18 protein-coding genes and 1 tRNA gene are annotated in these 26,457 nt (G+C 56.2%); 14 read left to right on the top strand and 5 right to left on the bottom strand.

Annotated features, from left to right (window positions below; genetic code table 11):
* The first annotated feature begins 11 nt into the window (after positions 1-11).
* The 6 genes from PGR91_RS04220 (at position 12) to PGR91_RS04195 (ending at position 7,271) form a co-directional block, all read left to right on the top strand.
* A complete protein-coding gene (locus PGR91_RS04220; protein ID WP_118656267.1) occupies positions 12-1,181 on the top strand; it encodes a pyridoxal phosphate-dependent aminotransferase in 1,170 nt (389 codons plus the stop codon).
* A complete protein-coding gene (locus tag PGR91_RS04215; RefSeq protein WP_055205508.1) occupies positions 1,178-2,017 on the top strand; it encodes a prephenate dehydrogenase in 840 nt (279 codons plus the stop codon). The genes PGR91_RS04220 and PGR91_RS04215 overlap by 4 nt, the downstream gene beginning before the upstream one ends.
* Before the next feature lie 57 nt (positions 2,018-2,074).
* Positions 2,075-3,136: a chorismate mutase gene (locus PGR91_RS04210; protein ID WP_055205509.1), complete on the top strand. Its 1,062-nt coding sequence runs from the start codon at positions 2,075-2,077 to the stop codon at positions 3,134-3,136.
* Positions 3,137-3,387: 251 nt separating this feature from the next.
* Positions 3,388-4,833 (top strand): WG repeat-containing protein, encoded by a 1,446-nt coding sequence (locus PGR91_RS04205; protein WP_055205510.1) that lies wholly within the window; start codon positions 3,388-3,390, stop codon positions 4,831-4,833.
* Between the two features lie 72 nt (positions 4,834-4,905).
* Positions 4,906-5,763 (top strand): hypothetical protein, encoded by an 858-nt coding sequence (locus PGR91_RS04200; RefSeq protein WP_055205511.1) that lies wholly within the window; start codon positions 4,906-4,908, stop codon positions 5,761-5,763.
* A gap of 5 nt (positions 5,764-5,768) precedes the next feature.
* Positions 5,769-7,271: a WG repeat-containing protein gene (locus PGR91_RS04195; protein ID WP_118656928.1), complete on the top strand. Its 1,503-nt coding sequence runs from the start codon at positions 5,769-5,771 to the stop codon at positions 7,269-7,271.
* A 76-nt stretch (positions 7,272-7,347) separates the two neighbouring features.
* Here the strand turns inward: PGR91_RS04195 and PGR91_RS04190 are convergent, their stop codons facing one another.
* From PGR91_RS04190 to PGR91_RS04175, 4 genes are all read right to left on the bottom strand, one after another.
* Positions 7,348-9,522 (bottom strand): S46 family peptidase, encoded by a 2,175-nt coding sequence (locus tag PGR91_RS04190; protein ID WP_118656930.1) that lies wholly within the window; start codon positions 9,520-9,522, stop codon positions 7,348-7,350.
* Between the two features lie 56 nt (positions 9,523-9,578).
* A complete protein-coding gene (locus PGR91_RS04185) occupies positions 9,579-11,561 on the bottom strand; it encodes a 4Fe-4S binding protein (RefSeq protein ID WP_118656932.1) in 1,983 nt (660 codons plus the stop codon).
* Positions 11,562-11,686: 125 nt separating this feature from the next.
* The gene (locus PGR91_RS04180; RefSeq protein ID WP_118656934.1) at positions 11,687-12,550 is read right to left on the bottom strand and encodes a histidinol-phosphatase; all 864 of its coding nucleotides are present in this window, start codon (positions 12,548-12,550) and stop codon (positions 11,687-11,689) included.
* A gap of 7 nt (positions 12,551-12,557) precedes the next feature.
* The gene (locus PGR91_RS04175; protein ID WP_228385765.1) at positions 12,558-13,625 is read right to left on the bottom strand and encodes a hypothetical protein; all 1,068 of its coding nucleotides are present in this window, start codon (positions 13,623-13,625) and stop codon (positions 12,558-12,560) included.
* 233 nt (positions 13,626-13,858) lie between these two features.
* Here PGR91_RS04175 and PGR91_RS04170 point away from each other — a divergent pair.
* The 8 genes from PGR91_RS04170 to ccsA all read left to right on the top strand — a co-directional run bounded on the left by PGR91_RS04170 (position 13,859) and on the right by ccsA (position 23,776).
* Positions 13,859-13,932 (top strand) — tRNA-Arg (locus tag PGR91_RS04170).
* Between the two features lie 285 nt (positions 13,933-14,217).
* A complete protein-coding gene (locus PGR91_RS04165; protein WP_118656938.1) occupies positions 14,218-15,516 on the top strand; it encodes a hypothetical protein in 1,299 nt (432 codons plus the stop codon).
* A gap of 40 nt (positions 15,517-15,556) precedes the next feature.
* Positions 15,557-16,786: an imelysin family protein gene (locus tag PGR91_RS04160; protein ID WP_182424254.1), complete on the top strand. Its 1,230-nt coding sequence runs from the start codon at positions 15,557-15,559 to the stop codon at positions 16,784-16,786.
* Positions 16,787-16,823: 37 nt separating this feature from the next.
* Positions 16,824-18,248, top strand: coding sequence for a di-heme oxidoredictase family protein (locus PGR91_RS04155; protein ID WP_101571006.1), 1,425 nt, complete (start codon positions 16,824-16,826; stop codon positions 18,246-18,248).
* Positions 18,249-18,270: 22 nt separating this feature from the next.
* Complete coding sequence (locus PGR91_RS04150; RefSeq protein ID WP_118656942.1) at positions 18,271-19,521, top strand: porin; 1,251 nt, start codon at positions 18,271-18,273, stop codon at positions 19,519-19,521.
* Between the two features lie 12 nt (positions 19,522-19,533).
* Positions 19,534-20,247, top strand: coding sequence for a hypothetical protein (locus PGR91_RS04145; protein ID WP_055205520.1), 714 nt, complete (start codon positions 19,534-19,536; stop codon positions 20,245-20,247).
* Positions 20,248-20,257: 10 nt separating this feature from the next.
* On the top strand, positions 20,258-21,406 hold the full coding sequence (locus PGR91_RS04140; RefSeq protein ID WP_101571002.1) for a Rid family hydrolase: 1,149 nt from the start codon (positions 20,258-20,260) through the stop codon (positions 21,404-21,406).
* Positions 21,407-21,409: 3 nt separating this feature from the next.
* Positions 21,410-23,776 carry a cytochrome c biogenesis protein CcsA gene (gene ccsA, locus PGR91_RS04135; RefSeq protein ID WP_055205522.1) on the top strand — a complete coding sequence of 789 codons (2,367 nt, stop codon included), beginning with the start codon at positions 21,410-21,412 and terminating at the stop codon, positions 23,774-23,776.
* 39 nt (positions 23,777-23,815) lie between these two features.
* On the opposite strand, the gene PGR91_RS04130 is transcribed toward ccsA, so the two are convergent.
* Positions 23,816-26,413: a hypothetical protein gene (locus tag PGR91_RS04130; protein ID WP_118656944.1), complete on the bottom strand. Its 2,598-nt coding sequence runs from the start codon at positions 26,411-26,413 to the stop codon at positions 23,816-23,818.
* Positions 26,414-26,457 lie beyond the last annotated feature (44 nt).

Genomic DNA, 26,457 nt, shown 5'->3' with positions numbered 1-26,457 from the left:
AATAGCAAAAAATGAATCCGATCAAAGTGGAACTGGCCGAACGGCTGGGCAGCGTCGAGGAGTACTACTTCTCGAAGAAGCTGCGTGAGATCGACGAGATGCGGGCCGCCGGACGCGAGGTAATCAACCTCGGCATCGGAAGTCCCGATCAGCCTCCCCATCCGGAGGTGGTGGCCACGCTTGCCGCTGAAGCGGCCAAACCTGGGAATCACGGTTATCAACCCTATAAAGGCGCCGCCGTGCTGCGCAACGCATTCGCCGCTTGGTATCGGGATCGTTACGGCGTAACGCTCGATCCTGTGAGCGAGATCCTGCCGCTGATCGGCTCGAAAGAGGGGATCATGCACGTTTGCATGACCTACCTGGACAAGGGCGATAAAGTGCTGGTGCCGAATCCCGGTTATCCGACTTACCGCTCGGCGGCTACGATTGCCGGCGGGGTCTGCGTCGATTACAAATTACGCGAGGCGACCGGCTGGATGCCCGATTTCGACGAGATCGAACGGCAGGGGATACAGGGCGTCAAAATGATGATCGTCAATTATCCGCACATGCCGACTGGGGCGATACCCCAAGAGGGTTTGTTTCAGAAACTGGTGGATTTCGCGAAAAAGCATAACATCCTGCTGCTGCATGACAACCCGTACAGTTTCTTGCGTAACCCGCGTCCGGCGAGCCTGCTTGCGGCCGACGGGGCGATGGATGTGGCCATCGAACTGAACTCGCTGAGCAAAAGCCACAGCATGGCCGGTTGGCGTATCGGGATGATCGGAGCGGCGAAACAGCGGATCGACGAGATCATCCGATTCAAGAGCAATATGGATTCCGGAATGTTTTACCCGATGCAGGCGGCTGCGGCCAAAGCGTTGAGCCTCGGCGACGACTGGTACCGTTCGATCAACAAGTTGTACGGCAGCCGCGAAGCGAAAGCCTATGAAATCCTGAACCAGATCGGGTGTTCGTACGATGCGGGCCAGGCCGGTCTGTTCGTCTGGGGACGCCTGCCGGAGGGCGCGGGCGACTGTTACGAGTTTTCGGATAAAATACTGAACGGCTGCGGCGTCTTCCTGACGCCGGGCGGTATTTTCGGTTCGGAAGGGAACCGGTACGTCCGGATCAGCCTTTGCGCGACGGAAGAGCTGTTGCAGCGTTCGATCGATAAAATCAAGTCATTGCTATGAAGGCGGCGGTAATAGGTATCGGGTTGATCGGGGGATCGTTCGCACTGACCTTGAAAGATAAAGGCATCTGCGAGGAAGTGATCGGAGTGGATAATTCCGAGCGCAACCGCGCCAAGGCGGTCGAATTGGGACTGGTCGATCGCACGCTTCCGCTGGACGAAGCGATTCCGGCTGCCGATCTGATCGTGCTGGCCACGCCGGTAGATTCGATTCCGCTGCTGGCCGTGAAGGTGCTGAACAAGGTCGACCGGCAGGTGGTGATCGACATGGGATCGACCAAACAGGAGCTTTGCGAGGTGATCGCCCAGCATCCCAGGCGCGGGCGCTTCGTAGCGACCCACCCGATGTGGGGTACCGAGTACAGCGGCCCGGAAGCGGCCGTTCACGATGGATTCGAAGGACGTACGGTGGTGCTTTGCGACGGTGCGGAGAGCGATCCGGACGCACTGAAACTGGTCGAGGATATCTACCGGAAAATCGGAATGCCGATTAAATACATGAGTTCCGAGGAGCAAGATACGCATACGGCTTACGTCAGCCACATTTCGCACATCACGTCGTTCGCGCTTGCGCTGACCGTGCTCGAGAAGGAGCGCGAAGAGGAACATATCTTCGATCTGGCGGGCGGCGGTTTCGAGAGTACGGTGCGTTTGGCGAAAAGTTCGCCGGAAACCTGGGCTCCGATTTTCATGCAAAATAAATATAATGTGCTCGACGTGTTGCGCGAGCATATCCATCAGTTGCAGATTTTCCGGCGCCTGCTCGAAAAGGACGACACCGAAGGACTGAAACAGATGATGCAGCGCGCGAACCGGATCAACCGGATTATAAAATAGGGCGTCCGGCGCCCGTTCGCCGGAATGAAAACAGAAAACGTAAAAAAACATAAGGATATGAAACCGTTTGATATCAAAGCGAAACGTCCCCTGATTATCTCCGGCCCGTGCAGCGCGGAGACGGAGGAACAGACACTCGAGACTTGTCGGCAAATCGCTGCGACCGGCCTGGTCGACGTACTGCGCGCCGGCATCTGGAAACCCCGGACGAAGCCCGGTTCGTTCGAAGGAGTGGGCCTCAAAGGACTGGCGTGGATGAGCAAAGCCCGCGAACTGACCGGCCTGCCGATCGGAACCGAAGTGGCCACGTCGAAACACGTCGAAGCGGCTCTCGAATTCGGCGTAGACGTGATCTGGGTGGGGGCCCGTACGACGGTCAATCCGTTCAGCGTGCAGGATATCGCCGACGCGCTCAAGGGGGCCGACGTGACGGTGCTGATCAAAAACCCGATGAACCCCGACATCGAACTGTGGAGCGGGGCGATAGCCCGGATGCAGAATGCTGGAATTACCAAGCTCGGCCTGATCCATCGGGGTTTTTCGGCCTACGGAGCCTCGCTGTACCGCAACAATCCGATGTGGCATCTGGCTATCGAAATGCGGAGCCGTTTCCCGGAACTGCCGATGATCTGCGATCCGTCGCATATCTGCGGTTGCCGGACGTATCTGCAGGAGGTTGCGCAGAAGAGCGCCGACCTCGACTACGACGGGCTGATCATCGAAAGCCATATCTGTCCGGACAAGGCGTGGAGCGACGCTTCGCAGCAGGTTACCCCGGACGGGTTGAAGGAGTTGCTGGGTAAGATCGTATGGCGTCGTTCGACGACCGACAGCCCGGATTACCAGCAGGCATTGGCGAAACTGCGCAGCCAGATCGACCAGATCGACGCCGAAATTTTCGAATTGATCAGCAAGCGGATGCGGGTGGCCGAGCAGATCGGACTCGTCAAACGCGACAACAACGTAACGATCCTGCAGGGCGGCCGATGGCAGAGCATCGTAGACCGCGTGGTTTCGCAGGCTCCGAAGTTGGGCGTCAGCACCGAATTCCTGAAAACGGTGCTCGAAGCGATCCACCTCGAAAGCATCAACCGCCAGAATATGGTGATGAACCGGTAGATTGCCGGAATCCGGTCGTGACGGGGCGTTCGGCATACGGTCGGACGCCCCGTCGCGTTTTGGGTGGAAATAATATTGTGTTATCGTGTTTGTATTCAGGATAATGACTTGTGAGATCGGCGATGCGTCAGACAGGAAGGATCTTCCGCGTCATGTATAAATATTCGTTATTTTCACGGTTTTTATTTTTCCTCGCCGCAATTTTTACATAACTTTAAAAACTTTATCGTAGATCCCGAATTTGAACGATTATGTTGAGAAATCCGATTATCGGCCAGTATGTAGAAGCGTTGACCGATCCGTTTCGTATTTTCAGGACGCTGGGGGAGGTTGTCCCCGAGCGGGATGCATACGGAGAACCGTTGTTCTGGTCGGGGAATTATTCGGCGATTTTCAAAGTCCGCTGCGCGGACGGAAAATATTACGCCCTGAAATGTTATACGCGCCTGCCGCGTCATGCCGCTGCGGTCTATGCGTCGCTCGGCGGCGGAACGGTTCCTTATTTGGTGCCGGCCCGTTTCCTGCCGGACGAGATTTATCTGTTCGAGCACTCGGGCGGAGGAGCTTATTATCCGGTAACTTTGATGGAGTGGGTCGAAGGCGAGTCGCTTGGCGGCCGGTTGGCTCGGCTGTGCCGTAACGGTGACCGTACGGGGCTCAAGGAATTGGCCCGGGCGTTCGACCGGATGGCGCTGTGGCTGTTGGAATCGGATTTCGCGCACGGCGATCTGAAACAGGACAATCTGATGGTCGATCGGCAGGGGCGGTTGCGGCTGATCGATTACGACGGAGCCTATATCGGAGAACTGGCCGGACGGAAGGCGGAAGTCATCGGCTCGCCGGCTTACCAGCATCCGTCGCGCGATGCGGATTTTTTCGGGAAGGCGATCGACGATTATCCGATCGCCCTGATCAGCCTGAGCCTACATGCGCTGGCACTCGATCCGTCGCTTTTCGGGCGTTATCACGACGGGGAGAATATTATTTTCGACGCTGCCGAGGTGAATCGGGGGAAGTCGGCCCTTTTCGACCGACTGATGCGGGAGTGGGCGCGCTGCGGCGCGTCGGCTCTGGCGGTACTGGGCAGCCGGATGCAAAACCCGATGCCGGAAGTGGACGGATTGCCGGGGTTGCTGCGGGGATTGTCGGGGAATGTGCAGGACGGTTTGCCGTACGGAACCGAGATCATCGACGACGAGGACCCGCGTTGCGCCGTATTTCGCTGCGACGGGCGGTTCGGGTACGCCGATTTGCAGGATCGGCGCATCCTGTTGCAGAACATCTATCTCGACGCGAAACCTTTCCGTGAAGGATTGGCCGTCGTGCGTCTCGAAGAGGGGTTTTGGATGATCGACCCTCGGGGACATTGTCGGATCGATTGCCGCGATTACCGGAGCGTGGAACCGTTGAGCGAAGGCCTGGCCCTGGTTTCTGACGGGAGTCTGTACGGTTTTATCGACCGGGAGGGCAGACGGGCGATCCCGCTGCGGTACGTGTTCGCAACCAGTTTCCGGGAAGGGCTGGCCGCCGTGCGGATCGGGGATAAATTCGGATATATCGACGTGTCGGGTGAGCTGGCGGGGCCGCCGGTTTTCGACTATGCCGGTTGTTTTCGGAACGGTCGTGCGCGGGTCGAAAAAAACGGAGAATCGTTTTTTATCGGGCGTTTCGATCGAAAGTGGCAGATTCGGGTCTGAAATGATCGCTACGGTTTGTTTATCCGGACAGGAATTGTAATTTTGTTAGAGCCTTAGCTAAATCGCAATTCTATGTATTCAGCCAGAATCAGCCGGAACTCTCCGGCAGCTTTCATTATCCTGATCGATCAGTCCGGATCGATGGCCGAAACGGTGGTAATCGATCGTAAAGAAGTTGTCAAAGCCAAAGCGGTGGCTTTTATCGTCAATATGCTGATCGCCGAGCTGCTCAACCGCAGCAGGCGGGAAGAGGGGTACCGCGATTATTTCGATATCGCCGTACTGGGGTATCACGGAGACGAGGTTGCTTCCCTGTGGAAGAACCCGAATAGAATGTTTATGCGTCCCAACGATTTGATAGGAAACGAACTGTCTCGCGTGCCCGTTCAACGGGAGCGCCGGTTGCCCGACGGCAGTACCGTCGTATCGTCGGTTTGCCAGAAGATCTGGGTGGAGCCTTATGCGGGCGGCAAAACGCCGATGTATCATGCGCTGACCGAGTGTTACCGGCTTTGCAAAGCGTGGTGCGGCGCGAAGGCGCACCGGAAGAGTTATCCGCCGACGATCTTCAACATTACCGACGGGGAGTCGTCCGACGGGGACGATTTCAAGTTGCAGGAGATCGCCGACAGTATCAAAGGACTCTCTACCGAGGACGGTGCTGCGCTGCTGATCAATATCCACATCTCTTCCGATGCGGAGCGTTCGCCCGTGTTGTTTCCCGAATCGAAAAAAGAGCTTCCCGATCAGCGTTACGCCCGGTTGCTGTACGATATGTCCAGTGAAATGCCGGCAATCTATAACGAAAGCATCGTCCAGCTGCGGGGACGCGACGGGGAGCGTTTCAGGGGGATCAGTTACAACGCGGCGATGACCGATCTGGTCAGTATGATGAATATCGGCTCCGTAAGTGCGAACCTTTTATTCTAAAACCTATGGCTTTATCGATATATAATTTGATTGAATCCGTTTGCAATCCGGCGGGCCGTTTCAAAACGCTGCGGGAGATCGGGGTAAAGACGGACGAAAAGGGCGATCCCGTTTTTTCATATTCGGGAACGACGATCAGTTTCTCGGTCGTGTGGAAGGGCAGGAGCTACCTGCTGAAATGTTCGCTGCGCGAGGAGCAGGAGAATACGTTGTCGTGGCGGCGGATTGCCGCCTATCTCCAGAGGATACGTTCCTCGTTTCTGGTCGGTTATTATTATCTGAGCGGAGAAATGTTGGTTTTCAACGACCGGGGAGCTGCCGGTTACATCGACGTGGTGTTGATGGAATATCCCGATCATATGCAGCCGTTGGATGAGTTTCTCGAAAAGGCCTGCATGGAGGGCGACAAAGAACGTATCCGTAAATTACTGACGGAATTTTGCCAGATGGCCGTGTGGCTGATCAACGACAACCTGGTTCACGGGGCGATCCGCGCATCGAACGTGATGATCGACAAGGATTGTTCGGTGCATCTGGTCAATTACGAGTACATGCAGATGCCGCGATCGGACGCTCCGGATTACGAATCGATTCGGGACGCCGACAACGTGATGGTAGCCAACCTGGCGTTGGGTATAAAAGCGGTTGCATCCGATCCGGCCGCTTTCCGGTATTTGAGGGGCAATGCGATATTCCGGTTTCCCGTGGTGCGTTCGCCCCTGCTTCCGATGTTTGCCGATGTCGCCAGGGAGGCGGGATGCGAACCGGTGTTGCGGATCGTCGAAATGCTTTCGTGCAGCAATCATACGTTGCACGGTCGTTTGGCGTTGAGCGAAGCGTTGCGGAAATTGGCAGGCGACCGTACGGAATTGGGTGTCGATTTGTCGGTAAAACTGGCGAACGAACGGAAACCGTCCGCTGCGGAGCCGGACGACAGCGATGCCCGGCGGGAGGAGTACCTGCTGAACCGTACGCAGCTTCAGTCGTTTTATTGTTGGGTCGGGCCGGTTTGCGAATCGTTGATCTGCGTCCGCAAGGGCGATCTGTGGGGTTATGTGGATTGTTCCGGGAATGAAGCGCTTCCATTGCGTTACGAGTGGGCGAGCGATTTCATGGAGGGGCGCGCCGAGGTCATGCGCAACGGTTGTTACGGGTTAATCGACAAAACCGGAAAGGAGATCCTGCCGGCGATTTACGAATTGGTCGAATGGAACAGCGAGCGCGGAATCGCCAAAGTCGCTTGCGACGGGCTTTTCGGATTATGCGACCGCGACGGGAAAGAGTTGGTTCCGTTTATTTACCGTTGGATGGGCGGCACCGAGAACGATTTGATTCTGGTCTTTTCCGAAAAACATTACGGTTATATCCGTCAGGACGGGACGGCCGTTATCCCGTTCCGTTATGACGATGCTTATGACTTTAAGGATGGAACGGCATTGGTCGTGCGTGGCGGGAAAAGTTACAAGATCGACATGCAAGGCCGTGAGGAGGAGACGACCGAAGAGTAGGCCGCGGGCATAAGGTACTGAGAATAAAAAGCGGGCGTGTCGACAGACACGCCCGCTTTTTCAGGTACTCGGTCATTTATTTCACCAGGCACATTTCTTCGATCAGGCCGGAGGCGCCGGCGTACCGGTCGATGATCCAGAGAACGAAGCGGATATCGACGCAGACGGTCCTCGCATATTCGGGATGGAAATAGATGTTGCCGGACATCGATTCGCGGTTGCCGTCGAAAGCCAGCCCTACGAGGTTGCCCCGGCCGTTGAGAACGGGGCTGCCCGAGTTCCCTCCGGTGATGTCGTTATTGGTGATGAAGTCCGTGTAAAGGACTCCCTTTTCGCCCCATCTGCCCCAGTCTTTGGCCCGGATCAGCGAGAACATCTTGTCGTCCACCCGAAATTCGAAATCTTTCGGGTCGTTTTTTTCGAGGTATCCGTCTACCGTCGTGCGGAAGTCGTATTTTACCGCGTCGTACGGGCTGATCGACTCTACGTTGCCGAACGTGATCCGCATCGTGGAGTTGGCGTCCGGGTATTGCGGGAGCCCTTTCGATTCCCGCATCCGGTACAGCGCTTTGGCGTACAGGGATTCGGTTTTGTCGACGTCGGTTTCCGCCTCTTCTTCGGCGTTGCGGACTCCGTCGCTGAACGTCATCGTCGAAACCGAAGCGGCGAGAGCTACCAGCGGATCTTGCATGATCTGGTCGGCCGTGTGCGGGGTTTCGAAGTATTCGCAGAGTTTTTCGAGGGTGGCGCACGCGCTGTTACGGAACGCGTAGTCGGCGATCGCTTCGGCATTGCCGTCGTAGCGGGTATAAACCTGTTGCAGATAGTCGCCCCACATCTGCGGCGGTACGTTGTCCGTGAATAGTTTCAGCATGGCGGCGAAAATCTCCTGATCGGTGGCCGGATCGTAGGCCGCGTACATTTTTTTCGTCAGGTTCAGCGCGTAGGCGAACGCTTTGTCTGTGACCCGCACGCTGTCGATCTTCTCTTTCCGCATCCGGTTGACCATCGACGCTACTCGGAAACCGGTCATCAGCGCGTCGCTCGGGCTGATCCAGGCCTCCTGGAAGTAGTTTTTCCGGCGGACGGCCTCCGCACGGGCCGCATACCCTTTTTTCAGGTCGGCCAGAACGCGGCCGTATTCGGTCTGCCGTTCGGGCGTTTCCGCGATCCACCGTTGCAGTTCGGTTTCTTCCGCTTCGCGGATGCCGGCGACGTCGTAACGACGCAGGCAGATGTTCTCCCAGGTCGCGTAATCGGCGTAATTGCTGAGGTTGAAATATTTGTCGCTGTACAACAGGCGTACTTTCGGATCGGCTTCCATGTGCTTTTTGATGATCTCCATCCGCTCGTGCCGCGCCCGGATCACGACCGGGTTGACGACCTGCTGTTTTTCGGCGACGGCGAACGACGACATGTACCGGTTGGTACGTCCCGGGAAGCCCAGCACCATCGTATAGTCTCCTTCGTGGACGCCGCCCGTCGATATGTCGAGGACTTTCGCCGGTTTGATCGGAACGTTGTCTTTCGAATACGGGGCGGGCTTTCCGTCTTTGTCGCCGTATACGCGGTATAGGGCGAAATCGCCTTTGTGCTGCGGCCATCCCCAGTTGTCCTGGTTGCCTCCGAACGCTCCGATCTTTTCGGGCGGAGCCCCGACGAGCCGGACGTCCTTATAGACTTCGTAATAGAACAGCAGGTATTTTTCCCCGCGCCACATCGAAGCGCAGGAGACTTCGTAGGGAGTGTCCTTCCCGTATTTCTTTTCGATTGCGCCGTATATCTTCCGGGTGCCGAATACGCCGAATTTTCCTTCCCGGATCATGCTGTCGCGCATTTCCATCGCTTCGTCGGTAACGTCGGCGATCCGGCGCAGGAACATCACCGTTTTGCCTTTGACCGGGAGTTCGTCCTGTTCGGTCGCCGCCCAGAATCCGTTTTCAAGGTAGTTGTTTTCCGGGGTGCTCAGATCGTGTATGTCGCCGTAAGCTACGTGGTGGTTCGTGATGACCAGGCCCCGGTCGGAAATCACGCTTCCGGTTCCCATCCCGTAGTCCACCGCTACGATCGCGCCGCTGAGTGCGGTACCCCGCTCGTTGTAGATCTCGCCCGGTTTCAGCTTCAATCCCTTTTTTTTCATTTGGGGATAGATCGAACTTTCGAACAGGTTCACCAGCCACATCCCTTCGTCGGCCATGGCCGACGCGGGAGCCAGCAGCGCCAACAGGGCGTAAATCAAGATTTTTTTCATCGGTTTTCTCTATTTTTAAACGGGAGAGTCTGCGAAGACTCTCCCGTCCGTATCGGTTACTCGGCCGGAGCTCCGGGAGATTCCGGAACTGTACGCCCTTCGTTTTTGAACTTGAGTTTGGGTTCCTCCTCCTTTGTCGAACCGTCCGTGTATTTGATCGTCCATTTCGGAGCGTTGAAAAGTTCGGTCCAGATTTTGGCGTCGTCCCACATCCCGGTAACGTAAGTGATTCGCAGTACGGGGGTGGTGTCTTTCAGTTGCACGTCGATGCGCAGGATGCCTTCCTGCGTCGAAAGGAAACTCTTGAAATAAGGAAATCCCTTTTTAATCAGCGTTTTTTCGATCGCCGGGTATTCGACTTCGTAAACCGCCGTTTCGTAATTCCGGCCGTCGAGTTTTTTCATATTGTCGAGGAACTTGCCCGACATCGCCGCCGTAGGCTTGAACATCAGCTCGACGAATTCACGACTCGAAATCCGGTCTCCGTTGCGTTCGTACGAAACGAGTTTGTAGTCCACCGGGAACCAACGCACTTTGCCGCCCGCCGCAAGCATGTGCGTCTGTTCGACTTCGATCGAGTCTTTCAACAGTTTTTCGGAAAGTTCGGCCGACGGGTCGGCGTAAAGTTTTACGGTCACCGGGCACGAATATTCGGCGTCGAAGCCGTAAATCCCCGGGATCTGTTTCAGGATATTCCCGAAATAGACCATATCCATCCGGTCGAACAGCTTGTCGACCCCGAGGGTCAATACCTCTACCGAATCGACCTGCGGTTCGGGATTCGAGAATTTCATGATGGTTGGGATGAAAATGACCTCGCGTATCTTGTCTTCGTTGGTCTGGGCCGGGTCGTACGAGATTACTACCGCATGGCGCTTGACGAATGTTTTGACGCCGTACACACCGGGCACTTTCTGCATTTTGGCGGAGAAGGCCTTCGAACTGCCGTAACATTTGATCGAGGTGAGCCCTTCCATTTCGAATGTCTTCATCTCTCCGACCTGTTCGGTATTGCCCCACCGTTCGTCGATCGTAGGCAATTCCCACTGGTTCCCCAGGATCAGCGCGAGTACGAACAGTACGATCGTCAGTATGCCGGGCAACCAGCGCAGCGACTTTTTGCCGCCGACCTGCAGGGAGCCTTTCGGACAACTCGATACGCAATCGCCGCACAGCGTGCAGTCGATGTGCCGGACGGTTTTCAGCTCCTTCAGATCGATGTGATAGGGACATTTTTTCGTACAGGAGCCGCAGCCGTTGCAGCTCTCCGCGTCGCGGACGATGCGCAGCAACGGGAATACTTTGCTACGCAGGTAGATCATTTCGTACAGGTAGCCGATCAAGCAGGCTGCGCCCAGCGCCCATACCCATGCCGACGGAAGCCCGGCCCATCCGAGCAGCCAGAACAGCAGGAGGAGCCCCACGAACGTGATCGTGAATTTGAAAATATTGCTCAGCGCTCCGAGCGGGCAGATGTATTTGCACCAGAACATTTTGATGAAGAAACTGCCGAGGAACAGCAGCACGATCGAGATGCTGGTCATCCAGGCCGTGATTTCACCCTTGAAACCGGTCGCCATTGCGTAGTAAGGGTCGAAATTCTTGCAGAACAACTCGCTCGAAGAGACCGACATGTAGAATACCACGAACAGCAATCCGTATTTGACGATCCGCAATCCCCGATCGGCGATGCCGCCCGGTTTCAGGTCGAAGTTCATTTTCAGCTTGCGGCCGCCTTTGCCGAGGTATTCCCCGATTGTCCCCAGCGGACACAGATAACCGCAGAATAGCTTGCTGAACAGGATGACGCCCACGGCCAGTACGACTCCCATCATGATCTGCGCCATCGACATGCTGCATGCCAGCGAATTGTTATGCAGGTAACTGCCGATAGCCTGCAAGCCTCCGAACGGGCAGTAGGCTTCCGGATCGGCGCGTTGTTCTCCGAAAAAGATCCCATAGAGAATAAATGCCACGATCGCCAGCAGCGTGCCGCCTTGCAGCGAAAGTTTCAGCCAGTTGCGTTTTTTTGATTTCATTGATCGAATTTATTAGAATATAAAAAGTGCAATCCCTGCCACAAACATAAAGATTCTTGCGAAGAATTACAACGGAAGCGTTATGAATCGCCGTAAAAACGCCCTTTTCCGGTCCGACCGGGGGATCAGTAGGCGGCGAGATCGATCTTCGTCGGCTGCCAGCGTCCGCCCGTCAGTTGCATGACCGTATCGATGCCGGCTTCTTGCAGTGCAGCGAGCGCTTCCCGGCGGCCGCTGTCGATCGTTTGGGGCAGGTGGGCGTCCGAATTGACGAGCACGGGAATGCGCAACTCCCGCAGCAGCCGGAAGTGCGATCTGTTCGGGAAAAACACGCCGCCGGCATGGTATTTTTTCGTGTTGATTTCCACCATTGCGCCGTGCCGCGCGATCGTTTCGAAATATTCCCTGATTTTCTGCCGGTACCATGGCTGTTCCGCAATGTCGGGCTGGCATTGGGAGGCATTGTAGACGATCTTGTCGGCATGTCCCACGAAGTCAAATCCTCCGGTCGAGACCATCCGCATCAGTTTGTCGAAATAGTCCGTAACCAGCTTGCGCAGGTCGTCGCCGAAATGAAGGCGCAGGTTTTCTGCAAACGTCTCCGCGTCGGTGTCTATATCGACATATTTCCCACGGGACTCGATCAGGTGCACCGATCCGATCCGGTAGTCCAGCGGCAGTTTCTGAAAGTAGTCCGAAGCCGGATTGCTCTGTTCGTTCAGGTAGTCGATTTCGAGTCCGGCGTACAGTTCGATCCGATCCGCGTATGCGGCTTTCAGCCGGTCGATTTCCGCAAGGTAGGCCGCCATCCGTTCCGCTTCCAGCGTCCAGCGGGCCGGGAAAGGGAGCGGTGCGTGCGACGAGATTCCGTAAGCGGCGAATCCTTGCCGCACGGCCTCCTCGACGAAATCCTCCATCGGAGCTTTCCCGTCGCAGAACGAGCAATGGCTGTGGTAGTTGGTGCGGTTGTTCGGTCTGTCGGTAGTCATGTGCGGATTACTGTTTTTGTTTGAAAAGGCGGCGCTGTCCGAGGTTTACCGAGAAAAGCACTTTTTGCTGCCAACCCCATTTCCTGCCGTCGTAATGGTGCACCGATGCCACGCGCAACTTCATGATTTCGGTATGTACCGGCTGCCAGTAGATTTCCAGCCGGTCGTAGATGTTATGCCGGGTGCGGTACCACGGCTCGCCCCAATAGAGTCCCGGGCCGTAATCGAGCGACGGGTCGGCCATGTAGTAGGGCATCAGATCCTTGCCGGCGTACAGCGTGTTGAAGATCCCGAAATTCCATTTCTGCACTTTCAGCTCGATCTGTACGCCGCCGGGCGTGACGTAGTCGCCGACGTATTTGCGGTCGTTCTGGAACGCCTGGAGCCACCCGGCTTGCAGCGACAGTTCCTGCATACCCGTTTTTCCGCTCAGGTCGATCCCTACGTGCGGATGCAGCAGTACGTTGTCCACTACGCCGTCGTCGAGGTAGGTGCCCGCATGGTGGTACATCGACAGGTGGTAACCGGCATAGAAAAGCCCGTGGCGGATGCGGCCTGCCGAGAAAAGTAGGAATTTTTCGCGTTTTTCGTTAGTTATCATGCTGTTCCAGTCGCATCCGAATTCGACGTAACCCTTTTCGCCGACGTATTGCAGCAGCAATCCGGTCAGATTCGGGTCGTAATATTTCACCGAATCGCTGAAAAAGGCGCTGGGGTAGTCCCCGATCACTTTACGGCGCGGAACCACGCCGGCGAACGCCTTGAATTTCGGGGCGTTGTATTGGTAGTAGCCGAAAATCTCGTTATCGGTCTGGAACGGTTTCGCTCCGAAGTTCGCCAGCAGATCGATCCCCATCATCAGCGAATGACGTTCCGCCCACCGGATACCCAGTTCGGGTGCGATGCGGGCTCCGAATAGCGTTTGCGGCCAGTTGATTTCGCTTTTGTATTCGCGGTTGTCGAAAAAGAAGTCGAACGACGCTCCCCATACCACTTCCTGGGCCATGGATTTGGGTGCGGTCAGCAACAGGGCGGCCAGAGCCGTCATCAGTAATCTGAGTGTAGATTTGATCATCGGGTTATTGTTTTTAGTGGATTTTATCGTCGTTTGAAAACCGAATTCTGCAAATATACGGGATAATCCCGAAGAACGAATCGTGTCGACGGGTAAATTGTTGTGAAGCGTCTGCCGGAACGTTCTGTGCGGGGATTGAAAAATCCGGAAGGACGTTCGTGTCGCGCAAGGAATTATGGATTTCGTTTTTTGGAGAAGTTAAATAAAAATTCTACTTTTGGGGCGGAAAATCCGGTTCCGTAGCTCAGTTGGATAGAGCAACAGCCTTCTAAGCTGTGGGTCGCGCGTTCGAACCGCGCCGGAATCACCGAGTTAATTGACGGGTTGCAGTGGAACTGCAACCCGTTTTTTATGAATACGCGTACGATTTTCACGCGATTTTCCGATTCTTCGTTTTTTTCAAAAAACGGTTTATTCCGGCCGGATGTCCGGTTCGGCAATGTTGCGCCGAGGGGCACACTCCGGGCGATGCAGTGCTGGAAATCAATACGGAATCCCGATATTCAGGTATGCCGTCCGGTTTTTTACTGGATATTGGGGATTGTCGTCTCTTTGCGGGCGCTCTAATTTTGCAGCGATTAAAAAGCTGTAAATGAAAAACATCTATCCCATTCTTATTTTATCTGTTTGTTGCAGCGTTTGGGCGCGCCCGGTATGCTCGCAAAAACTTACGGCCGATTCGGCAGCCCGTAAAACGCCGTTCGAGTGGAACTTCAAAAAGTATCGTGTCGGCGGATACGGGGAAATCTTGTTCCAATACATGACTTACGGAACGAACCGGTATACGAATCCGGTCGGGGCGACGCGCGATAACCGCGCCGAGGTGTCGTTGCCCCGGGCCGTCTTTGCATTCGATTATCACTTCGGCAAAGGGTGGTACCTGGGTACCGAGGTTGAGTTCGAGCACGGCGGAACCGGTGCGACCAAGGAAATCGAGTACAATAAAGAGGGCGGCGAGATCGAAACCGAGATCGAAAAAGGCGGTGAAGTGGCTCTGGAACAGCTTCATATCACGAAACATTTTTCGAATGCGTTCAACCTGCGGATCGGCCATATGATCGTACCGGTGGGGTTGACGAACTCGCACCATGAGCCGACTCTCTTTTTCGGGACGGTGCGGCCCGAGAGCGAAACTTCGTTGCTGCCATCGACTTGGCACGAGACCGGCGTTTCCGTACTCGGTTATCTGGGGGACTTCCGTTACGAGGTGATGCTCGTCAGCGGACTCGACCCGAACGGTTTCTCGTCGGAGAATTGGGTCGGAAGCGGACGGCAGAAGATTTTCGAGATTTCGAAAATGACCAATCCGGCCGTTGCGGCGCGGGTCGAATATTCCGGCGTGCGCAACCTCCGGCTGGCCGTGTCGGGTTACTGCGGCAATACGGCGAAAAACTCGTCGAAACCTTATGCGATGACCGGCGTGAAAGGAACGGTGGCGATCGGTTCGTTCGATGCGCAGTACGTGGGACGCAACCTGATCGCGCGGGGTAATTTCCTGTACGGAACCGTTTCGGATTCCAAGGCGATTTACGATATCAACCGCAAGTATTTCAATAGCACGGGTTATCCGATCACGCCGTTCGGTAAGGCTGCCATGGCTTACGGCGCCGAGGTCGGATACGACGTGCTCTCTTTTGCCCGCACGAACAACCGCCTGTTTCCTTTCGTGCGTTACGAATACTACAATACCGGTCAGAAGATCGAGCGGGGAGCGCAGGAGTTGCCGCGTTACAAACGCGATGTGTTTACCGTAGGGCTCAACTATTTTCCGATCCGCGACTTGGTCATCAAATTCGACTACTCGTACCGCCGGATCGGCGGCGACCGGTACAACAGCGAAGATACGTTTGGTCTGACGGTGGCTTATTCAGGGTGGTTTTGCTCCAAATAAATGAATATCAAACTTTTAATTTTAAATAATCATGTACGGAATGAAAACGAAATGGATGGGTGCGGCTTTGCTGGCCGCACTGATCGGAGCGACGGGATGCAGTAAAAATGAAGACGGCGGCGACGGTGGAGACGGCGGCGGAGGCAGTAACGCTTCCAAACTGGAGAGTTATGCGATGACGCCCGAGTGGATCAACTACGCGACGGCCGTGTCGTCGGAACTGCTCGACGACTGTGTCGGCCTGTGGGCTGCGTGGAACGGTCCGACGGGGATTCCGGACGAAGACTGGGAACGGATCGGCCGCGACTTTTTCAGCAAAAATACGGTTGTCGGCGCGAACGGTTACGCCGAGTACATGAGAACGGCCGATGCGGGCAATGCTAAATTCACCAGCGGAGTCGATGCGATCCGGACGATTCTCGTCGACGGTTTCGCCAACATTTCGAACGAAGTCGGCTCCTCGAAGATCGGTAATCCGAACACGTTGGCCAAAGACGGCAAAACGGCGGAAGCCGTGTTGCAGGTTGAATCGTGGTATAGCTGGAACTCGATCACCGACTATTCGGACAACATCATCAGTATCAAAAACGGATACGCCGGCCGGATCGGCGCGATCGGGGACGCAGCCCATGCGAACAGCATTTCGGCCTATGTCAAGAGCCGGAATGCCGACTTGGACGCACGGATGACCGCGGCGATCGACGGAGCTTACAATGCGATCAAAAGTATGCAGTCGCCTTTCCGTAATAATCTGACCGGAACGAAGGTGGATGCCGCGATCGAGGCTTGCGCCGATCTGACCGAACTGACCGAGGGCGAGCTGCTCGGCGCGTTCCGCGATGCGGGCGACTACGATTTTACATCGATACTGACCCAGTATGCCGACCAGGTCGTAACTCCCACCTACAAGGATATGAAGGAGAAAGCCTGGACGCTTTACAAGGCGATGCAAGCTCTGCAAGCCGACAATAAGAGCCAGGCCAAAGTCGATGCCGCCTGTGCCGCCTGGCGTGCGATGCGCGTGCCCTGGGAACAGAGCGAAGCCGTGCTGTTCGGTCCCGCCGGCGAAGAGACGGGACTCGGATTCGACCCGTCGATGGACAGTTGGCCGCTGGATCAGGAGGATATCGCTACGATCATAACCAACAAGAACCTGTCTACCGTAGAACAGTACATCGCGGCGATCGGCAGCGAGTCGGTTCGCGGATTCCACACGATCGAACTGCTTCTGTTCAAAGACGGGCAAAACAGGAAGGTACTCGCCGAGTAATTCCGGAAGGGAACAGAACTTTTTCATACGCAAGGTTATGTCCGCTTTTATACAGAAGCATTCGGTTTATGTGACGGCGTTGCTATGCGTCGTCACATTTTCCGCATGTAAAGACGGCGATTTTTACGAGATCCGCGACGAATACGGCAATGTCGCCGATTCGCGTACGTTATCGGCCGGTATATCCACCGTTTATCAGTCGGGCGTAACGGCCTACGATACGCCGGCCGGCTGGGTGACGGGGAATCTGAATACCCGTTTCTACCGGGGGGACGCGCTGTACGACAATCCGCGCGTCAGCGGCGACGATCCCACGCAGGGCGGCAAAGGGCCGCTTTACGCCGGTTCGTCGTGCGGAAGCTGCCATTCCAATGCCGGACGAACTTATCCGACGCTCTATTCGGAAGGCGGCACCGGTAGCGGGGGCTTCTCGTCGCACCTGATCTACATTACGAAGAAAAACGGAGGCTTTTTCCGCAATTACGGCCGTGTGCTGCACGATCAAGCGATCACCGGCGTCGAACCGGAGGGGAAACTTTCCGTTTCATACACCGAGGAGACCTACGCTTTTCCCGACGGGGAGAAGTATTCGCTGATTACGCCTTCCTATTCCGTTTCGGCTTGGTATGCCGACAGCATCGCTCCGCAGGATCTGATCGTCGACGTCCGCATTCCGCTGCGCCATGTCGGCATGGGGCAGATGATGGCGCTTGACCCGATCGAGCTCGAAGAGCTCGCCCGACGCAGCAACTATCCCGAATACGGGATTTCCGGCCGGCTGAACTACATTACCGAGCGCGGCCGGCAGTATATCGGCGTGTCGGGCAATAAGGCGCAGCATGCCGACCTGACGATCGAACTGGGATTTTCGTCCGACCTGGGCGTCACGAACGACCGTTATCCGCTGGAAGTGGCCGAAGGGCAGTCGCAGATGCTCGGATACAGTCATTACGGGATACAGATTTCGACGCAGGATATGGAACACGTCGACTTCTACCTGCATGCGCTGGGTGTTCCGGCGCGCCGCAATGTTGACGATCCGGTCGTGCAGCAGGGCGAGAAGGCGTTTTACCGGGCCCGCTGCGACCTGTGCCACGTTCCCACGCTGCATACGCGGCAGGACGCTCCGGCGCTTATCAACGGAACCCGACTGCCGTGGCTGGCCAATCAGACGATCCATCCGTACAGCGATTTCCTGCTGCACGATATGGGGCCCGATCTGGACAGCCATTATACGTCGGGATTGGCGCAGGGCTGCGAATGGCGCACGACGCCGCTGTGGGGGATCGGTCTGCAGCAACGGGTCAATCAGCATACCTATTTTCTGCACGACGGCCGTGCCCGCAACCTGAAGGAGGCGATTATGTGGCACGGGGGCGAAGGCGCCGTGTCGCGCGAACTGTTCGCCCGGATGTCGCGGGACGACCGCGACGCGCTGATCAAGTTCCTCGAATCATTGTAAACGACAACCGAACACTATCGACATGAAGATAAAAATTATATTTTTACTGACCCTGTGTGCAGCGGCCGTTCAGGCGGCGGCCCAGATCAAGCAGGCCGAAGTCGCTGCGGACAAATACGACGATGCGGACAAATACATCGAAAGCGCCGTGATCCCGATGGGGGGCAAAAAAGGATTCAGTTTTCAGACCAAGGCGGGCGATTTCATGCTGAAGCCTTACGTGCTGCTGCAAACCGCCGGAAAATTCAACTGGTACGACGACGAACAACTCGGCCTGGACGACCAGGACAACGTGGCGAACAGCGGTTTCGAGATCCCGTATGCGATTTTGGGTTTCTCGGGCCGGGCTTTCAATAAACTGACCTTCAATCTGACGCTGAATGCGGCCAAAACCGGCGGGGCGCTGCTCCAGCAGGCGTGGGTCGACGTGAATCTCAAAGACCAGATCCGGTTCCGCGTCGGTAAGTTCAAGACGCCGTTCAGCCAGGCTTACCTGGTGACGCTGGGCGAAACGCTGTTCCCGATGCTGCCCACTTCGCTCACTTCGTCGGTCTATATGGACCGCAGCCTGAACTCGACCCCGCCGACCTTCGCTACCGGCTTCGACCTGGGCGTCATGATGCACGGCCTGCTCGGCGGCAAATGGGAATACAACCTGGGCGTGTTCAACGGTACAGGCATCGACGTGAACCTGGCCCAGAAAACGCTCAGCGACGACCTGGGCATTCCGTCGCTGCTGTATGCCGCGCGGGTGGCCTATATGCCCAAAGGCCCGATCCCGTCGCATCAGGGCCGTATCGACGACTTGCATAACGATAAGATCATGTTCGCGCTGTCGGCTTCGTATAACGTAGAGGCTAACTGGCAGACGACCAACGATCTGCGGCTCGGCTTCGAATTCACTTACCTCAAAAATCGGCTTTATTTGTCGGCCGAAGCCTATTACCTGAGTTCCGACCTGGTCAAGCGGCAGCGGGTGAACCATACTTACCGTTACATTGGGGGATACGCTCAGGTCGGTTATTTCGTGACCCGGAAGTTGCAGCCTGCGCTGCGGTGGGATTTCATGGACCGCAACTCGACCGAAACGGACGGTTTCCTGAACATGCCGGCCGTCGGACTGAACTATTATATCATGGGGTATAACCTGAAACTGCAGGCGATGTACCAGTTCCTCGGTCGTTGGGGGCATGCGACGCAGGATGCGCGCGAGCTCGACGATCTGGGACTCGCCCAGCATACGGCCATGGTCATGCTGCAGTTTTCATTCTAACGATGCGCCGAAATGAATAAACGATATCGTCGCCCGGTTTGGGCTGCCGTCCTGTGTTCGCTGTTTGCGGTTTCTTGCGACAGCGGGGATATTTTCGAGAAGGACAAAACGGCGGATGGGGGAGTCGCCGTACGCGGAACTTTCGAATTGCTCAATCCGGAGGTCTTCCCGCAGCAGTACGACCTGATTTTCGGAGTTTTCGCCGCCGACGGCACGTCGGCGCTTTCGTCGGTCAACGTGTTGAAACCGGCCGACGGAGAAAAAGTGCAGTTGTCGATCGACAACGTGCCCGACGAGGCTCGTTCGGTACGGTTCAGCCTGATTAATTCGGGCCGCCAGGTCGTTCATACGTTTTTCGAATACGATCTCGACGACGACCGGACGTCGGATGTCGATCTGCCGGCCGTTCAGATCGACCTGCTGGAGTACGACCGCATTCAGCGGATGGTTTTTCAGCAATATAACTGCATTTCGTGCCATCAGGGAACCAGCGGGGCAGGCGGCTTGCTGCTGACCGAAGGAGACAGCTACCGCTCGCTGGTCGGCGTGCCCGCGACGCACTCGGACAAGCCGCGCGTCGAACCGTCCGATCCCGACGGCAGCTTTCTGTTGGACGTGTTGACTGCCGAAGGGGCGGTCGCCTATCCGCATACCGGCCTGGTTACGCGGAGCGAAGACATCAACCTATTGCGGGTATGGATCGAAAAAGGATGCCCGCAGAATTAACCCTATGCCTATGTGTTTTTCAAGCAAAGTATTGTTTTATAGCGATGTGCGCATCGAAATCGGATATTTCGAACGCAGCGGCGGTATCGGCGAATGCCATGCGATGCTGCACGTGACCGATACGCAAGCCCCGTTCGCCAAGCAGTTCGGGGATATTTCCGCCGCTTATTTTTACCTGCTGTCGAGTTACGGCGGCGATCTGCGTCCCGTTTTCAAACGCTATTTTCTGAGCGATGCGGCCAATCAGATCGCCGTGTTGCGGGCCGGGGAAAAGCCCTATCCGCCCTGTGCGACTTCCGTAGTGCAGCAGCCTCCGCTCGACGGCGGTAAGATTGCGCTGTGGGTCTACCTACAGTCGGATGTCGAAGTCGCTGCGATTCCGTCCGGAGTCACGGCCGATCATAACGGTTACCGGCATATTTGGACAGCGGGAGGAACCTCCCTGTGCGGCGCTTCGGCCGATCAGACCGAGACATTGCTGGCGCGTTACGCGGACTTGCTGGCCGGACTCGGATGCGCGTTGGAGAACGATTGCGTCCGCACCTGGTTTTTTGTGCAGAACGTGGACGTCAATTACGGGGGAGTCGTCCGGGCTCGTCGCGGGCTTTTCGAACGGCATGGACTGACGCCGCAGACCCATTACATTACGAGTACCGGGATCGAAGGCCGTCACAGCGACCCGCGATGCACCGTCCTGTTCGACGCTTACGCCGTGCAGGGGCTGCAACCCGGACAACAGACTTACCTGCATGCCCGGGATTATCTGAATCCGACCTACGAGTACGGCGTGACGTTCGAGCGGGGGGTGCGCGTCCGGTACGGCGACCGCAGCCATGTCCTGCTGTCCGGAACGGCCAGTATCGATAACCGGGGAGAGATCGTGGCTCCGGAAGACATCGCGGGCCAGACCGTGCGGATGCTCGAAAACGTCGAAGCGTTGCTCGCCGAGGGGGAGGCGTCGGCGGACGACCTGGCTCAAATGATCGTCTATCTGCGCGATGCGACCGACTATCCGGCGGTGCGGAAGATATTCGACGACCGGTTCGGACCGGTTCCCAGGGTGTTCGTGCATGCTCCGGTCTGCCGCCCCGGATGGCTGATCGAAACGGAATGCATTGCCGTTCGGCAGGAGTGCAATCCGCAGTTCGCTCCGCTTTAGCCGATGAGAGCGCTTACCCGGTTCGCATTCGCGCTTTTCGTCGGCATGACGCTCTGTCTGGCCGCCGCGACTTTCGTCGAAAAAGCGGAAGGAACCGAATTCGCCGCCCGGACGATCTATCACAGCGGATGGTTCGTCCTGTGGTGGGCTTTACTGGCCGTTTCGGCCTTGACGGTCGTCGCGGGCCGGGCAGTTGCCGGCCGCCCGGCCGCCGCGGCGCTGCACTTTTCATTCGGTTTGATTTTACTCGGGGCGTTGCTGACCTTTATGACCGCGCGGAAAGGATACGTCCATCTGCGGGAGGGGAGAACCGTAAACGCTTATTTCTGCGAAACGTCCGCCGAGTCGCGGTCGCTTCCGTTCGGACTCCGGCTCGACCGGTTCGAAATTGCGTGCTATCCGGGAACGCAGGCTCCGGCGGACTACCTCAGCCGGGTGACGGTGGTCGACGGACAGGATACCCGCGCCGCCGTCGTGTCGATGAACCGCGTGCTGTCGTACCGGGGTTACCGTTTTTACCAAACGTCTTTCGACGAAGACCTGCGCGGGAGCATTCTGTCGGTCAACCGGGACCCGTACGGCATTCCGGTTACTTATGCCGGTTATCTGCTGCTCGGGTTTTCGATGATCGGTACGTTGTGCTCGAAACGGTCGGGGTTCCGCCGGCTGCTCCGTCATCCGTTGCTTCGGCGGACCGGTTGCCTGTTGTTTTTTGTATTCGGCGCATACGGAGCGGCGGCCGCTCCGGCGACACTGAGCCGTGAAACTGCCGATGCGCTGGGACGGCTGCGCATATTGTACGACGGGCGGATCGCGCCGGTACAGACGTTCGCCCGCGATTTTACGCTGAAAATCTACGGAAAACCGTCTTATCGGGGATTCTCGGCCGAACAGGTGCTCGCCGGCTGGATTTTTTATCCGGAACAGTGGCAGTTCGAGCGGATGATCCGGGTCGGGCAAGACACTGTGCGCAGGTCGATCGGGTCGGGAAAAACGGCTGCTCTGGTCGATTTTTTCGGCACAGGAAGAGATTACCGGCTGGCCGGAATGCTCCGTCTTCCGGCCGATCGGAACGATTCTGCGCTGAAAGCGTTTGTCGAAGCGGACGAAAAGGTGCAATTGATAGCGATGCTCCAGTCCGGCCGGATGCTGAAGTTGTTCCCCGTCGTCGTCGGAGACGGTGTGCGTTGGTTCGCGCCGACCGATTCCGTCCGCGGTTTGCCGCGGGGCGATTCGGTTTTTATCAAAGGAATTTTCCCGTTGTTGTACGAGGCCGTGCAAAGCGGTCGTGATGCCGACATCCGGAAATTGATCGACAAAACGGACGCTTTTCAGCGGGAACGGGGCGGCGAACGGTTTCTGCCGGACGCGCGGCTTCGCGCCGAGTTGTGGTATAACCGGTTCGATCCGGTTTCGCTGCTTTGCAGAATCAACCTTTGTTTCGGCCTGCTGGCGTTCGTTCGTTTCGTGTGGAGCCTTGCTGCCGGAAGGCGGCGACGATGGGTCGAAAAGATATTTCTCGTTCCGCTGATTCTGTCGGCAGTGGCGCTGACCGCAACGCTCGCGCTGCGGGGCTATACGGCCGGACACCTGCCGCTGAGCAACGGATACGAGACGATGCTGTTCGTCGCCTGGTGCGTACTGCTGATTGCGCTCGGACTCCGGCGGCGTTTCCCGATCGTGACGGCTTCGGGGTTGTTGTTGTCGGGATTTGCGCTGCTGGTGGCATGGCTCGGGATGACCAACCCGCAGATCACGCCGCTCGTGCCGGTGCTCCGTTCGCCTTGGCTCAGCCTGCACGTGTCGCTGATCATGGCGTCCTATGCGCTGTTCGGATTGATTATGTTGAACGGGACGGCCGCGCTGATCTTTGCGTCCGTCGTCCGTTCGGATGCTGCGGCGAAACGAACGGTTCTGCTGTGCAGGTTGCAACTGACCGGACGGTTGTTGCTTTATCCGGCCGTTTTCCTGCTGGTCGCCGGTATTTTTATCGGAGCCGTATGGGCGAATGCGTCGTGGGGCCGTTACTGGGGTTGGGATCCGAAAGAGGTGTGGGCGCTCGTTACGCTGATGCTGTATGCCTTGCCGTTGCATGGACGGAGCATTGTCCGGTTTCGTGATCCGCTGTTTTTTCACGCTTACTGTCTGTGGGCGTTCGGGGCGGTGCTGATGACTTACTTCGGGGTGAATTATTTTCTCGGTGGCATGCACAGCTATGCGGGGGCATTCGCTTTCGGCTCTGCGCTGACCGTCACGGTGGCGGTTGTCGTTGTTTTTGTGTTGCTGACGGTCGTTGCGCGGGTGCGGTACAAAAATCCGGTTCCGTATTCGAGGCACCGCCGCTATCCGGGATCAGGAAGCGGAAACTGAATTCGTTTTTTCGGTTTCCGCTTCGTTTCGGGTGTAAGGTCATTGCAGGCGGCCCCAATACTTACAGGGTTTTCCGTCCCGGGTGACGCCTTCGATCGCGATGTCGTACCGGGGCGAGTCGTTGTCGTCCGTATAAAAATAGATATCGCCCGTGCCGTCGGAGCCGATTTTCAGGGTGGGATTCCAATAAACGGTTGTCCGGACGTCCGGTTTTTCGCTCTCCCGCATTTGAGGCAGGCTGTAAATCGGGCAATAGAATTGTACGCTTTCGGCATAACCGGCCATTTTACAGATTTCCGCTCCGACGGCCCGCGCCCTTCGCTGTAATTCCGCTTCTGGTTTGAGTACCGCCTCTACGACCAGAGCCTGCCCGTTATGGTCGATTTTTACATAAGAGGCATCCCGGGTCGTAAATCCGTTGTATTGCGAATAAAAGGTCGGGCTTCTCATCCCTGTTCGCGTATTCATCTGAAAGGTTCTGGCCATGAAATGCGGCAACGGGATGGGTTTGAACATGGATAATCTCGCAGAGTCGTACAGGGTACCCTGTACCGATATTCTGGGGCGTCTTTTGTCGATTCCCCGCACGACGGCTCCTTTGAGGTAATAGATTTTCTTGCCGCCTTCGATATAGTATTTTTCTTTCGCATTTTCCAGGTAGATTTCCTGTTCCTTTTTTTGTTCGGAAGTGCGTTCCGTAAACGGATGCATCCTTTCGAATCCGGGCCGAGAATAGTAGCTGTCGATTTCTATTCCCTGCATGGGTTTTCCTTTTGCCGTTTGCGAATAGACGAAAAATTTTGCCGTGTCGTGGAATTCGAGCCCTCCGATACGGAAATCGCCTTTTTTGTCCGTTTTTACGGATTGTGAAATGATACCGTTTTTTCCCGACGATACGGCTATGACCGGGGCGTTTTTGGCTTTCATCCCTACGATCCATTTGACGTGCCCGCTGATGAACAAGTCCCGCTCTACGGGTTGCGTCGGCCGGAACCGGGCGGTGTCGTTGATTTTGTTCAGGTCGAATCTTCTCCATCCGTTGGTCATCATGACCATATCCAGCCGGCGTCGGGTATCCGGAGCGTCGTTTAAGAAGTAATATCCCGGGTTCTCGACGTGTCCTTTGAGGTCGGAACTCAGTAGCAGGTTCGACCGGATGTTGTCGGAAAGGGAGTCCGGTTTTACGGAATTGCTGTCGGTGACGCTGACGGAACAGTCTGCTTCGAGCGGAATCGCGTTGGCATCGGTAAGCGCGATCCGGACGTGAACCTGTTCCCTGCGTCCGTATTTCGGTTTATCAGGAGCGATCGACCATACTTCCCTCTGGTGGGGATGAGAGACGAAAACGAGTCGTTCGCTGCGGGGCTTTCCCCGGGCGTCGAGCAGAATCAGGTGCAGGATTCCTTCTGGAAGAGAATCGGTCGGCCATCCTCCGATGAGATTCCCGGAATCGACGGATACGATTGCCGTGCAGATTCCGCGTACGTGAGTCACGAGAGTCATCGAATCGCATGTCGATCCGGGAGCGGCGGCGATCTTGTATCGTATTTCCCGAGGGGACTGGGAGACGACGATGGCATATCCATCCTCTTTTACGGTGGGTAATTGCGTCCGCAATTTTCTTCCGTCCGAAGCGGTCACTTCGGCCCGGTAGTCTTGTCCGCTTTGGGGCGACATCGTGAATACGCCCATTCCGTCGTGCTCGCTTACGATTCTTGCAACGGTGTCGCCGTTGCTGCCGAATACGGTTCCGCTGAACGATATCGGAGAGCCGTCCGAACTTTCTCCCTTAAAAGCAATCCGTTGCGGTTGTCCTGCGATGAGATCCCCGCCTTCGGGAAAAAACTGTATGCCGAAAGGGGAAAAACTGCCTGGAAAGAAAAACGTGCGTTTGTAATACATCCGGTCGTTGTCAATCTCCAGATCTATACGGCCGCCCTCGCAGGCCGAGATTACGGGCAGTTCGGCGAAAATGGAGCCTGTGGCGGAACTTCTTTGCTGTCCCGAAGAGAGACGCTTCCCGTTCCTATCGAAGATTTTGAACTGGATGTTTATGTCGGAATACGGCCTGTCGTTTTCGTCACGGAATCGTACGACGGCCTGTTTTTTTGCTGCGCTCAGATCGGTATAGCTGATTTCCGCGTCGATCTGGTCTGCAATCGGGTTTCCGATCGGGATGTTTTTTTGAAAGAAAAATGCCGGATCGAAATTCAGCATCCATCCGGTGTATGCTCTAAGAGTATAGTCTCCTGTCGGAAATGTTGCCGGAATTATGAAATTATTGGTAAATCCGTACCGGTCGCGTTTGACTTTTTTTGAAAATACGATTTCTCCTTTCCGGCCGATCAGGTCGACGTAGATAAAGTTCGACAAGGTGTCGCTACAGTGGTTCACGGCGTCGACGAGGTACGCTTTGAACCACATTTCGTCGCCTGCGGCATAATAGGGCTTGTCGAGGTGCAGCCACAGTTTTTCCATGTGCGCCGACCGCTGCCTTTCGAAGAAGGAGTCGATCCGTGCCGTCAGGCACGGCAGACTGTCCGCGGCCGAAGATTTTTCCCCTTTCGCGCAAAGCGTCGTCGTCGTCCACGATATGGCGATCAATAAAATACTTTTGAAAAAAAGTCGCTTTGTCATGCCGGCGCGGTTTTTTAATGATGCTTTCGTTTTATAAAGTTATT

It is taken from the genome of Candidatus Alistipes pullistercoris (assembly GCF_027665465.1).
GTDB lineage: Bacteria > Bacteroidota > Bacteroidia > Bacteroidales > Rikenellaceae > Alistipes_A > Alistipes_A hominis.
The sequence above is the reverse complement of the archived record's forward strand: the minus strand, read 5'-3'. Positions and strand labels throughout refer to the sequence as shown.